General features: G+C 66.1%; 10 protein-coding genes. 5 read left to right on the forward strand and 5 right to left on the reverse strand.

The window, feature by feature from the left end; all coding sequences use genetic code 11:
- Positions 1-120: 120 nt before the first annotated feature.
- The 5 genes from ACQR2C_RS20480 to ACQR2C_RS20500 form a co-directional block, all read right to left on the reverse strand.
- Entirely contained in the window at positions 121-717 is a 597-nt protein-coding gene (locus ACQR2C_RS20480; protein ID WP_315800906.1) for an AprI/Inh family metalloprotease inhibitor, read from the reverse strand.
- Between the two features lie 86 nt (positions 718-803).
- A complete protein-coding gene (locus ACQR2C_RS20485; protein ID WP_434881963.1) occupies positions 804-1,790 on the reverse strand; it encodes a 2-hydroxyacid dehydrogenase in 987 nt (328 codons plus the stop codon).
- Positions 1,790-2,596, reverse strand: a complete 807-nt coding sequence (locus ACQR2C_RS20490; protein ID WP_315800527.1) for an ABC transporter permease — start codon at positions 2,594-2,596, stop codon at positions 1,790-1,792. Before ACQR2C_RS20490 ends, ACQR2C_RS20485 begins: the two co-directional genes overlap by 1 nt.
- 2 nt (positions 2,597-2,598) lie before the next feature.
- Positions 2,599-3,396 carry an ABC transporter ATP-binding protein gene (locus tag ACQR2C_RS20495; protein ID WP_315800528.1) on the reverse strand — a complete coding sequence of 266 codons (798 nt, stop codon included), beginning with the start codon at positions 3,394-3,396 and terminating at the stop codon, positions 2,599-2,601.
- A 25-nt stretch (positions 3,397-3,421) separates the two neighbouring features.
- On the reverse strand, positions 3,422-4,411 hold the full coding sequence (locus ACQR2C_RS20500) for an ABC transporter substrate-binding protein (RefSeq protein WP_315800907.1): 990 nt from the start codon (positions 4,409-4,411) through the stop codon (positions 3,422-3,424).
- A gap of 109 nt (positions 4,412-4,520) precedes the next feature.
- Here ACQR2C_RS20500 and ACQR2C_RS20505 point away from each other — a divergent pair, with 109 nt between their 5' ends.
- The 5 genes from ACQR2C_RS20505 to ACQR2C_RS20525 all read left to right on the forward strand — a co-directional run bounded on the left by ACQR2C_RS20505 (position 4,521) and on the right by ACQR2C_RS20525 (position 12,027).
- Positions 4,521-5,363: a creatininase family protein gene (locus ACQR2C_RS20505; protein ID WP_434881964.1), complete on the forward strand. Its 843-nt coding sequence runs from the start codon at positions 4,521-4,523 to the stop codon at positions 5,361-5,363.
- Between the two features lie 147 nt (positions 5,364-5,510).
- The gene (locus ACQR2C_RS20510; RefSeq protein WP_315752260.1) at positions 5,511-5,792 is read left to right on the forward strand and encodes a hypothetical protein; all 282 of its coding nucleotides are present in this window, start codon (positions 5,511-5,513) and stop codon (positions 5,790-5,792) included.
- Between the two features lie 349 nt (positions 5,793-6,141).
- Complete coding sequence (locus tag ACQR2C_RS20515; RefSeq protein WP_434881965.1) at positions 6,142-8,127, forward strand: carbohydrate porin; 1,986 nt, start codon at positions 6,142-6,144, stop codon at positions 8,125-8,127.
- Positions 8,128-8,523: 396 nt separating this feature from the next.
- Positions 8,524-9,834, forward strand: a complete 1,311-nt coding sequence (locus ACQR2C_RS20520) for a hemolysin family protein (RefSeq protein ID WP_315800530.1) — start codon at positions 8,524-8,526, stop codon at positions 9,832-9,834.
- A 459-nt stretch (positions 9,835-10,293) separates the two neighbouring features.
- Positions 10,294-12,027 (forward strand): ABC transporter permease, encoded by a 1,734-nt coding sequence (locus tag ACQR2C_RS20525; RefSeq protein ID WP_434881995.1) that lies wholly within the window; start codon positions 10,294-10,296, stop codon positions 12,025-12,027.
- Positions 12,028-12,029: the final 2 nt, after the last annotated feature.

The raw sequence follows: 12,029 nt of genomic DNA on the forward strand, positions 1-12,029 counted from the left end.
GATGCGTAAACAACAAGTTCCGATTGGTGGAACAGGCACGCAACCAATCGTTAACCAAGTCCGATGCCGGACGAGGCCTGACTGCCGCGGGGCAGGGACGCTCAGCAGCGCGCGTGTCGTCTACTGCCTGAGCATGATCAGCGGATTGGCGCTGTCGGGCACGAGCCGCCACTGCGCATTGTCGTCCGCTTCGAACCGCCAGGTCTCGCCACGGTCCGACATCAGCATCATCTGGCCATGCTCGAGCCGCCATTGGCTCGGTGCGAACGCCGCGACGGCGGGATCGCATTTCGGCTTCACGAACACCTGGAAATTATCATTGCCGGCGTCGTTGTTGGTCAGCACCAGGCTGCAGATCGTGGCGCCGTTGCCGCGGACCATGGCCCAGTCGCCGATCATCTGGTCCATGGATTTCGCCAGCGACCGCGCCGCCGCCAGGTTCTGCAGGATGTAGACGCCCTCGCCCTGACGCAGGCCTTCGAAGATGCCGGCCTCGACCTCGGTGAAATCGATCACCGCCTCGCCATTGGCGGCCTGGAGGCTGACGATGTCGAGGCCCTTCACGTTCCAGCCGGCGATGTCCTTGGTGAAGGGCAGCGCCGTGGCGCAGCTCGGCTCCAGCTCGAGCTTCTGCCCGCGCGGCGCGACGTCCGGCTTCAGGGTCACGACGCAGGTCTTGCTGCGCTCGGTGGTCGCGAGCTCCCACTGCCCGATCATCGCCTTCTTCAGGCTGGCGGCGTCTTGTGCGACGACAGGGACGCCCGCCACCGACAGCAGCGCGATCAGCAATGGGAGCGGACGTTTCATCGGCGATCTTTCACCGGCGTTTCCGGAACGGGCGTCAGCGGCGGCTTGCCGGCAAACCAGACCTTGAGGTTGTCGACCACCAGCTGATCCATTGCGTTGCGGGTTACGATGGCAGCCGAGCCGATGTGTGGCAGCAGCACGACATTGTCCATCGCCTTGAGCGCGTCCGGCACCGCCGGCTCCTTCTCGAACACGTCGAGGCCGGCGGCGAGAATCGTGCCGGACTTCAGCGCTTCGACCAGAGCCTGCTCGTCGATGACCGAGCCGCGGGCGACGTTGACGACGACGCCGCGCGGTCCGAGCGCCTTCAGCACCTCGGCGCTGACGATTTTGTTGGTGCCGGCACCGCCAGGCACGATGACGACCAGCGTGTCGACGTCCTTGGCCATCGCGAGCAGGTCGGGATAGTGTTTGTTGGCGACGCCCGCCGCCGGGTTGCGCGAGTGATAGACGACGGGGACGAGCGACGCTTCGAGCCGGCGCGCGATCGCCTGGCCGATGCGGCCCATGCCGACCATGCCGACGGTGCGGTCGCGCAGCGAGCCGACGCTGAGCGGATAGGGCTTCTCGCTCCACTCCCCCGAACGAACGAAGCGATCGGCCTTGATGAATTCGCGGCACGTCGCGATCAGGAGCCCGAGCGCCACGTCGGCGACCTCCTCGGTCAGCACGTCCGGTGTGTTGGTGACGATGATGCCGTGCTGTCCGGCGTGCGCGGCTGCGATGTGATCGTAGCCGACGCCGAAGCTTGCGATCATCTCGAGCTTCGGCAGCATCGCCATCACGGCGGCGTCGGTCTTCACGGTGTGGAAGGTCACGGCGATGCCGCGGATCCGGCCCTTCACGTCCGCCGGCAGCGCTTCGAGATCGGCCTGCGTCGTCGCATGGTGCACGTTGAAGCTGTCCGGGAATCCTTTTTCCAGGATCGGCCGCAGCGGCCCATAGACCAGAACATCGATCTTGTCAGACGAAGTCGCCGCCATCAGTTGTCCTTTCCAAGCGCGCTCTCATGCCAGCGCCGTAAAACGAGGTGCGAAACTAGCGCCAGCAAGCCATAAATGACAATCCCGGCGACCGACAGCAGCACCAGCGCTGCGAACATGCGGGGTATGTTGAGACGATAGCCGGATTCCGCGATGCGATAGGCGAGACCGGATCCGGCACCAGCGCTGCCCGCCGCGATCTCGGCGACGACCGCGCCGATCAGCGACAGGCCGCCGGCGATGCGCAGGCCGCCGAGAATGTAAGGCAGCGCCGCCGGCAGCTTCAGATAGCGCAAGGTCTGCCAGCGCGAGGCGCCATAGAGCTGGAACAGCCCGGCGAGATTGCGATCGACCGAGTTGAGGCCGAGCGCGGTATTGGACAGCACCGGGAAGAAGCCGACGATCCAGGCGCACACGACCACCGCCGTCTGCTGCGGCAGATAGATCAGGAGCATCGGCGCAATCGCGATGACCGGTGTCACCTGCAGCACGACGGCATAGGGAAACAACGCCCATTCCAGCCATTTCGACTGGTTGAACAACAGCGCCAGCGCGATGCCGCCGAGCGCTGCGGCGATGAAGCCTTCGAATGTCGTGATCAGGGTCGTCAGCAGCGATTGCGCGAGAATGTCCCAATCGGCGACAAGCGTCTTCAGCACCAGCAGCGGCCCGGGCAACACATAGGGCTGGATGCCGTTGAGGCGCACAACCAGCTCCCACGCCGTCATCGCAGCGACGAACACGATCGCGGGAAAGGCGAGGCTCGCAAGCCGCGCGCCCGAGAGGGACGATTCTCGACCCTGCATGCTCACAGCGCATGCACTCCGGTATAGGCCGGTGCGAGCGCGTCAGAGACCCGGCGGCAATCATCGGCATAAGCCGGCGAGGCACGGAACGCATCATCGCGCTGGTCAGCGTCGATCCTGATCTCGGCACTGAGCCGGCCGGGTCGCGCCGTCATCACCAGCACGCGCTGCGACAGATAGACCGACTCGAACACCGAATGGGTGACGAACACGACCGTCATGTTCAGCCTGCGCCACAGCTCCAGCAGATCATTGTTGAGGCGGAAGCGCGTGATCTCGTCGAGGGCAGCGAACGGCTCGTCCATCAGCAGGATGCCGGGGTGCGTGACGAGCGCGCGCGCCAGCGAGGCGCGCATCTTCATGCCGCCGGATAGTTCGCGCGGAAAGGCGTCGGCAAAATCAGCGAGACCGACCTGCTCGAGCGCCGCATCGATCCTTGGACGCGCCTGGCTCGCCGGCACCCGCGCAAGCTTCAACGGCAGGCCGACATTGTCGCGCACGCTGGTCCAGGGCATCAGGGTCGGCTCCTGGAACACGAAGCCGACGCGATCGCCGGGATGCGCCTCTGACGAGGCGGCGACATCCACCGTCCCGGCGCTTGGCGCCACCAGACCCGCAATCAGGCGCAGCGCCGTCGACTTGCCACAGCCGGAGGGGCCGAGCAGCGAGACGAATTCGCCTTTGGCGATGGTCAGATCGATCGGCCCCAGCGCGGCGACGCCGGACTCGTACACCTTGGTGACGCCGCGCAGGCATACCGCGGTCGCAACGGCGCGCTCGGACGAAGGGGGTGAGCTCATTTGCTGAAAGCGCCGCTCGAGCGTCCTACTTCTTCGGCCGGAGATCGATGCCGACGCCCTTGTTGACGAAACGCAGCGTATACGACTTGCGATAGTCGATCGTCGACTTGACGACGCCGGCCCGCACCATCTTGTCGAAGAAGCTGGCGACGCGCTCGTCCGTCATGGCGCCGATGCCCTTCTCCACGCTGTCGCCGGAATCGACGATGCCGTACTCCTTCATCTTGGCGACCGAATAGGCAAGGAGATCATCGGTCATCTCCGGGTTCATCTTCTTGATCAGCGCGTTGCCCGCGGAATTGTCGCCGTAGATGTAATTGTACCAGCCGATGATCGAAGCATCGACGAAACGCTGCACCAGGTCCGGCTTGCTCTCGATGAGGTCGCGCCGCGTCTCGATCAGGGTCGAATAGGTGTTGAAGCCGTTGTCCGCGAGCAGGATCACGCCGGGCTTGAAGCCGGCGGCGCGCTCGACCGCGAACGGCTCCGACGTGACATACCCCTGCATTGCGCTCTGCGGCGTAGCGATGAAGGGCTGCGGATTGAACGTGTAGGGGCGGACATTCTTCTCGGAGAAGCCGTATTCCGATTTCAGCCATTGATAGTAGCTGGAGATGCCTTCCTTGGAGACGAACAGGGTCAGCGGCTTCAGCTCCTCGAGCTTGGTGATCCTGGACTCCGGATGGGTCAGGAACACCTGCGGATCCTTCTGGAACATCGCCGCGATCGACACCACCGGCACGTTGTTGGCGACGGCGTCGAACGACATCAGCGTATTTGCGGCCATGAAGAACTCGATCTTGCCGGAGATCAGCAGCATGCGGTTGTTCTCGTTCGGACCGCCCGGCACGATCGTCACGTCCAGTCCGTAGCGCTTGTAGGTGCCGTCGGCGACCGCCTGGAAGAAGCCGCCATGCTCGGCCTCGGCAACCCAGTTGGTGCCGAACGAGACCTTGTCCAGCATCTGGGCCTGAGCCGCCGAGATCAGTCCGGCTACGACCAGCGATGCCGCCATTAACGTTCGCGACAGAAGCGCCTGCGCCATGTCTGGTCTCCCCGGTTCTTTCTGGCTGAACATGCTAAGATCAATCGGTGATAACTACCCTGCCCGACGGACGAAGGAAATGGCCCGCGCGATGACCGTGCCGCCCCGCGACTGGACCGAGCTGCACTGGCCGGATTTTGGAGCGCCCGACTCGGGAACGCCCGAGACCGCGCGCTGGATCGCGGTGCTGCCGCTCGCCGCCACCGAGCAGCATGGGCCGCACCTGCCTCTCGGCACTGACGTCTACATTGCCGAGGCTTATCTCGCGCGCGTCCGCGCGCTGCTGCCGCCGGCGCTGCCGGTGACGGTGCTGCCGGTGCAGCCCGTGGGGATCTCGACCGAGCATATCGACTATCCGGGCACGCTGACCGTGCCGACGGAGGTCGCGCTGCGGAGCTGGCGTGCTCTCGGCGACAGCGTCGCGCGCGCTGGACTCAGGAAGCTCGTGATCGTCACCAGCCATGGCGGCAACAGCGCTGCGATGACCCTGGTCGCGCAGGATCTGCGCGCTGATCACCGCATGCTGGTGGTGACGACGTCATGGTCGCGCTTCGGTGCGCCCGATGGGTTGTTCTCGGCCGATGAGCTGCGGCACGGCATCCACGGCGGCGCCGTCGAGACCTCGATCATGCTGGCCTGCCATCCCACGCTGGTGCGCAGCGATGCCATCGCCGCTTTCCCCTCGCGCGGCGCTGAAATCGAAACCACCTGCAAGGTGCTCTCGACGCAGCGGCCGGCGCCGATGGCCTGGCAGACGCAGGACCTGAATGCGAGCGGTGCGGTCGGCGATGCCACGCAGGCGTCGGCGGAGAAGGGCGAGCGCGTGCTGGACCACGGCGCGCGGGCGTTCTGCGCGCTGCTGGAGGACGTCGATAACTTCGACGTGAACACGCTTCGCCGCGGCCCGTTGCCGGGCTGCTGAACCGAGGCCAAGCCCCTGTATCAACGAACGAATTTTCAGGGCGCCGGGCACCTCATCCGGCGATTCGAACCGGTTTCGAAAAGGCTCCGTCCAATTTGGCAAGCGGCCGACGCCGGCCGCCCCAATAGCAAACAGGAGCCTTCGACCATGTCGATCAAGACCAAGATTGCCGCCCTCGCACTGACCGCGCTCGCCGTCACCGGCAGCATCGCGGCGACGTCGACGCCCGCTGCGGCCAACGGCTTCCACCATCATCACTGGGGCTGGGGCGTCGGTGCCGGCCTCGTCGGAGCCGCCGTCGTCGGCAGCGCCATCGCCGCCAGCAACGACGGCTACTATTACGGCGGTGGCTATCGGTACTGCCGCTGGGTGCCGCAGTACAACGTCTACGGCCAGTATGTCGGCCGCGTCAGGGCCTGCGGCTATTGATGCTGGGCGCTCGCCTCGCCCCGCCCAATCACGGCCAAGGCCCGCCTCGCCCCATCCGCCACGGCCGGGCTTCCACCTGCCCCGATCCGCGATCTCGACAACCCGCCCGGCCGCCCCGGGCGGGTTTTTTGTTGCGCAGGCGCCACACCCGCAATCAGAAACCGAATGAACCAGCCCTGCGCTTGCTGTTGCGAATTAATCGCAATATAAATCATCCCTAAATCGCCGCAGCTCATCCACACTTCCGATCGAACATCATCTACTCCGTAATCTTCTCGTGACTGTGCGCAGGCAATCAGGTGTGACGTTGCCGGTGTCGTCGTGTGCCTCGCCTTGGGAATCTGCTGCCATGATCCGTTCGAACTGCACCCGGGAGACGATCGCGACCGCCGCCATGATCGCCGCGCTCGCCGCCCCCGCTGCTGCCGCCGACCTGCCGGTCAAGGCCCGGATGGCACAGACGATGTTCGACTGGACCGGCCTCTATGTCGGCGTCCATGCCGGCTATACCCGTGACCATGCCCGGGCGACCCTGACCGACCCGAGCGGGACGGCCAGCGCCGGCAGCCCGTTCAGCGGCCTCACCGGTGGCGCGCAGGCCGGCTACAACTGGGTCACCCGCTCCGGCCTGCTGCTCGGGCTCGAGGGCGATTTCAGCTTTCCGAACTATCTCACCTCCAACCACACCGTCGCGATGCTGGGCACACCCGGCTCGAACGTCTCCGAGCTGTGGGACTATGTCGCCACCGCCCGCGGCCGGGTCGGCTACGTCAGGGGCGACTGGCTGGTCTATGCCACCGGCGGCCTGGCCTGGACCGGCGGCCGCTTCATCAACACCACTGCGGCCGGCGACACCGAGAAGCTGCTGACGACGCGGCTCGGCTGGGCCGCCGGCGCCGGCATCGAGCGCAGCTTTGCGCCGCATTGGAGCTGGCGCCTCGAATATCTCTACAGCCATTTCGAGAACGCCGGCGTCCGCTTCTCCAACGGTGCCAGCTACAATTCCGCGCTCGAATTCCAGACCCTGCGGGTTGGGCTCAACCGCAAGCTGGACTTCGCCGGCGGTCCCGATCTGAAGCTCAAGAGCGATCCGTCCGATCCCGAATCCGACCGCTGGGAGATCCACGGCCAGGCGACCGTGATCGGCCAGGGCTATCCGGCGTTCCGCGCCGCCTACACCGGCGCCAACAGCCTGACGCCCGCGCGCCAGTTCCAGGAGACCTGGAGCAACAGCCTGTTCATCAATGCGCGGCTGTGGGACGGCGGCGAGGTCTATTACAATCCCGAGCTGCTGCAGGGCTTCGGCCTCAGCAACACCGTTGGCCTTGGCGGCTTCCCCAATGGCGAGGCGCAGAAGTCGGACTTTCCATACCCCCACTACAACACCTCGCGCCTGTTCCTGCGCCAGACCTTCGGCTTCGGCGGCGAGCAGGAGCAGCTCGGCAGCGGCCAGTTGCAGCTATCGGGCAAGCAGGACGTCTCGCGGCTCACCGTGCAGGTCGGCAAATTCCCCGTGCTCGACGTGTTCGATGGCAATGCCTACGCCAAGGACGCGCGCAAGGACTTCATGAACTGGTCGGTGTGGGCGCCCGGCGCCTTCGACTACGCCGCCGACAAGCTCGGCCTGACCTACGGCGCGACAGCCGAGCTCAACCAGAAGAGCTGGGCGCTGCGCGCCGGTTATTTTCTGGTCGACGCGACCTCGAACTCGAACAATTTCGACATGAAGGTGTTCAAGCGCGGCAGCTACGTCGTCGAGCTGGAGACGCGCTATCAACTGTTCTCGCAGCCCGGCCATCTGCGCACCATCGGCTTCTTCAACAATACCTTCTCCGGCAGCTACCGCGAGACGCTCGACAATCCCGCGCTCAACGCCGACATTACCCAGACCCGTCGCGGCCGCAGCAAATACGGCTATGTCGTCAGCTTCGACCAGGCGGTGACGGACGATGTCGGCCTGTTCGGGCGCTGGAGCTGGAACGACGGCAAGACCGAGATCATGGCGTTCACCGACATCGACAACAGCCTGTCGCTGGGCACCTCGATCAAGGGCACCCGCTGGGGCCGTCCCGACGACACGATCGGCCTCGCCGGCGTGACCAACGGCCTGTCGCGCGACCACCGCGCCTTCCTCGCCGCCGGCGGCCTCGGCCCCTTGATCGGCGACGGCGCGCTGAACTACCGGCGCGAGAGCATCATCGAGGCCTACTACGCCTATTCCATCAACAAATACCTGACCTTCACCGCCGACTACCAGTTCGTCAACAACCCCGCCTACAACGCCGACCGCGGCCCGGTGTCGATCTTCTCGGGGCGCTTGCACGGGGATTTCTGAGGAGCGGTCGCGCAGGCGTTGCGCCCTGCGGCCTGACGCCAGTGAGAGCCGAAACTGGCGCTCCACAAAAGGTGTCGTCCCGGCGAACGCCGGGACCCATACCGCGGACGCCATCGAGGGACCTCGCTGGCAGTTGTCCTGCCTGATCGTCAGCGCCCGTGGTGGCGGCAATTCGTCGCCGTTCCGAGTGCCTTCGATAGATCACGCGGTATGGGTCCCGGCGTTCGCCGGGACCACACCGGAGGTTCAGGAGCTGCCGGTGCCTCAAGCGAACCAGCCTCCCACTTTCAGCCCTCCCATGCACGCCACCTCCGCACACCGGCATTGGGCGCTTGCCGTCCCCATATGCTAGGACCTGTCCCCATCCTGCCCCTCCGGGCGCCAGACAAGGTCGAAATGCTCTCCGTCGAACTCGCCATCATCGTCGTCCTCATCGTCGTCAACGGACTGTTATCCATGTCCGAACTCGCGATCGTGTCGTCGCGTCCCGCGCGGCTGGCGCTGCTGGCGGAAAAGGGCGTTTCCGGCGCCCGTCGGGCGCTCGCGCTGGCGTCCGATCCCGGCCGGTTCCTCTCGACGGTGCAAATCGGCATCACCCTGGTCGGGGTGCTCTCCGGCGCATTCTCCGGCGCCACGCTCGGCCAGCGCCTGACGCAGTCGCTGCTGGAGCTCGGCCTGTCGGCTTCCGTCGCCGACATCGTCGGCGTCGGCCTCGTCGTCACCATTATCACCTATGCCACGCTGATCGTCGGCGAGTTGGTGCCGAAACAGCTCGCGCTGCGTGATCCCGAGGCGATTGCCGTCCGCGTCGCGCCGGCCATGCAGTTGCTCGCCAAGGTGTCGCTGCCGCTGGTGGTGCTGCTCGACCTTTCCGGCAAGCTGATCCTGACGCTGCTCGGCCGCTCCGGCGAGGCCGAGGAGAAGGTGTCGGAGGAAGAGATCCATCATCTGGTGCGCGAGGCCGAGACCGCCGGCGTGCTCGAGCCAGGCGAGAAGGAGATGATCGCCGGCGTGATGCGGCTCGGCGACCGTCCGGTCGGCGCCATCATGACGCCGCGGCCCGAGGTCGACGTCGTCGACCTCAACGACGACCCCAAGGCCATTCGCGAACTGCTCGCCAAGAGCCCGCATTCGCGCCTGCCGGTGTCGGACGGCGAGCGCGACCGTCCGATCGGCGTGCTGCAGGCCAAGGACCTGCTGGCGGCGTATCTGCGCGATGAGACGCCGGACCTGCGCAGCCTGGTGCGCGAGGTGCCGATCATTCCGTCCACCGTCGATGCGCGCGACGTGATCGCCATCCTGAAGGTGGCGCCCGTGCATATGGGGCTGGTGCACGACGAATACGGCGCGTTCGAAGGCGTGGTGACCGCGGCGGATATCCTGGAGTCGATCGTTGGCGCGTTCTCCTCCGAGGAGGGCCCGCCCGAGCCGGCCTGCGTCCGCCGTGACGACGGCTCGCTGCTGGTCTCCGGCTGGATGCAACTCGACGAGTTCGCCGACGTGCTGGCGATCGAGGTGCCGCCGCATCGCGGCTATCACACCGTCGCAGGCCTCGTGCTGCAGCACTTCGGCAGCGTGCCCGAGGTCGGCCAGAGCTTCGAGCTGCAAGGCTGGCGCTTCGAGATCATCGACCTCGACGGCCGCCGCATCGACAAGATCCTGGCGACGAGGCTCGCGCCGGACGGCGGCGAGCCGAACGTGGGGTGATTGAGCCCCACTGCTGCGGCCCGACCAGTGCGCTCCCTCTCCCGCTTGCGGGGGAGGGTTGGGGTGGGGGCGCCACAGCGGCAGTCGCTCCCGGAGCATTCCCTACCCGCATCGCACCTGACGATGCGATGCGACCTCCCCCGCAAGCGGGGGAGGCGCTGACCGTCGTCGGCGCGACAGATGTGACCCGGCGTCTCCGTACCGATGGAGCCCCAAGCCAAGCCGCATCTGCGTTCGACTAGCCTCGTCGCGGGAACGTGAAGAGGCTGCCTGCGTATCCTTTGATAGGCCGGACCGAGAGGCCGGATCCCGACCGCTCCGCTTGATATCAAACCATCACACAGGGCACTTAGGGTGCGGATTCGGCCGGCACTGTCCGGCCGACCAGCCCTCAAGCCATGACACGGCCACGTCCGCAGCCTCCGCCGATGGTTGCGGCCGACCAGACGAGACATGCCGATGCTGCTCCGGGACATCAGGACGACCGTGCTGCGCGAAACCGTGCGCCCCAATATCTGGGACGTCGTCGCGCTGATCATCGTGGTCGGCGCGATGGTGCTGATCGTCTATGGCGGCGAGCAGACCACCCAGCCCTTGTCCGCGCTCGACACCGCCCCTGTCTTGCTCGATCCGTCCAACCTGCCGCTCTACGCGCTGCGCACCACCTTGCGCATGCTGCTCGCCATCGCGTGCTCGCTCGTCTTCACCTTCGTCTATGCGGCGCTCGCGGCCAAGAGCCGGCGCGCCGAGATCGTGCTGATCCCGCTGCTCGACATCCTGCAGTCGGTACCGATCCTCGGCTTCCTGACCTTCACCGTCGTGTTCTTCATGAACCTGTTTCCGGGCCAGGTGCTGGGCGCCGAGCTCGCCTGCGTGTTCGCGATCTTCACCAGCCAGGCCTGGAACATGACCTTCAGCATGTACCAATCGATGCGCAACGTGCCGAAGGACCTGGAGGAGGCGACGCGCAGCTTCCACCTCTCCGGCTGGCAGCGCTTCTGGCGGCTCGACGTGCCCTATGCGATGCCCGGCCTGATATGGAATGCGATGATGTCGATGTCCGGCGGCTGGTTCTTCGTCGTGGCGTCGGAGGCGATCACGGTCGGCAACACCACCGTCACCCTGCCCGGCATCGGCTCCTATGTCGCGCTCGCCATTCAGCAGAAGGATCTGGCGGCGATCGGCGCCGCGCTGCTGACCATGCTGCTCGTCATCACCGCCTATGACCAGCTGCTGTTCCGCCCGATCGTGGCCTGGGCCGACAAATTCCGCTTCGAGCAGACCGCCTCCGGCAATCCGCCCACCTCCTGGATGCTCGATCTGTTCCGGCGCACCCGCGCCCTGCGCTCGCTGTCGATGCCGTTCGCTGCGCTCAACCGCACCTTCTCGAACCTGCGGATCAACTGGCCGAAAGCCTGGAGCGGCCCCGTGCGCCACGCGCCGCCGTCGCAGATGGTCGACGGTCTCTGGCTTGCCGTGGTCATCCTCGGCTGCGTCTATGCCGGCTGGAAGACCTATCTCTATCTCTCGGCGACGCTGGCGCTCACCGACGTCCTCACCGCGATCGGCTACGGCCTAATCACGCTGATCCGCGTCGCGGTGCTGATCGCGCTGGCGTCGCTGATGTGGGTGCCCGTCGGCGTCTGGATCGGGCTGCGGCCGAAGCTCGCCGAGCGCATCCAGCCGCTGGCGCAATTCCTCGCCGCCTTCCCGGCCAACCTCGCCTTCCCGGTGTTCGTCGTGCTCATCGTGCGCTTTCGCCTCGACGCCAATGTCTGGTTGAGCCCGCTGATGATCCTGGGCACGCAGTGGTACATCCTGTTCAACGTCATCGCCGGGGCCAGCGCCTTCCCGACCGACCTGCGCGAGGCCGCCGCGAGCCTGCATCTCACCGGCTGGCGCTGGTGGTTCAAGGTCGTGCTGCCCGGAATCTTCCCCTATTACATCACCGGCGCCATTACCGCCTCCGGCGGCTCGTGGAACGCGGCGATCGTCGCCGAGGTCGCGAGCTGGGGTGATACCCATCTCACCGCAAGCGGGCTCGGCGCCTACATCGCTGCGGCCACCGAGCACGGCGACTTTCCGCGCGTCGTGCTCGGCATTGCCGTGATGTGCATTCTCGTCACTCTGTTCAACCGGCTGCTGTGGCGGCCGCTCTATGCCTTCGGCGAACGCCGGCTGCGGCTCGGCTGACC

This window comes from Bradyrhizobium sp. HKCCYLRH3061, assembly GCF_051168015.1.
In the GTDB taxonomy this organism is placed as follows: Bacteria; Pseudomonadota; Alphaproteobacteria; order Rhizobiales; family Xanthobacteraceae; genus Bradyrhizobium.

Bases quoted from the DNA above. Each gene is read 5' to 3' on its own strand.
- ACQR2C_RS20520 (WP_315800530.1), top strand. From the start codon at position 8,524: ATGCTCTCCGTCGAACTCGCCATCATCGTCGTCCTCATCGTCGTCAAC.
- ACQR2C_RS20510 (WP_315752260.1), top strand. From the start codon at position 5,511: ATGTCGATCAAGACCAAGATTGCCGCCCTCGCACTGACCGCGCTCGCC.
- ACQR2C_RS20480 (WP_315800906.1), bottom strand. From the start codon at position 717: ATGATCGGGCAGTGGGAGCTCGCGACCACCGAGCGCAGCAAGACCTGC.
- ACQR2C_RS20515 (WP_434881965.1), top strand. From the start codon at position 6,142: ATGATCCGTTCGAACTGCACCCGGGAGACGATCGCGACCGCCGCCATG.
- ACQR2C_RS20490 (WP_315800527.1), bottom strand. From the start codon at position 2,596: ATGCAGGGTCGAGAATCGTCCCTCTCGGGCGCGCGGCTTGCGAGCCTC.
- ACQR2C_RS20495 (WP_315800528.1), bottom strand. From the start codon at position 3,396: ATGAGCTCACCCCCTTCGTCCGAGCGCGCCGTTGCGACCGCGGTATGC.
- ACQR2C_RS20505 (WP_434881964.1), top strand. From the start codon at position 4,521: ATGGCCCGCGCGATGACCGTGCCGCCCCGCGACTGGACCGAGCTGCAC.
- ACQR2C_RS20485 (WP_434881963.1), bottom strand. From the start codon at position 1,790: ATGGCGGCGACTTCGTCTGACAAGATCGATGTTCTGGTCTATGGGCCG.
- ACQR2C_RS20500 (WP_315800907.1), bottom strand. From the start codon at position 4,411: ATGGCGGCATCGCTGGTCGTAGCCGGACTGATCTCGGCGGCTCAGGCC.
- ACQR2C_RS20525 (WP_434881995.1), top strand. From the start codon at position 10,294: ATGCTGCTCCGGGACATCAGGACGACCGTGCTGCGCGAAACCGTGCGC.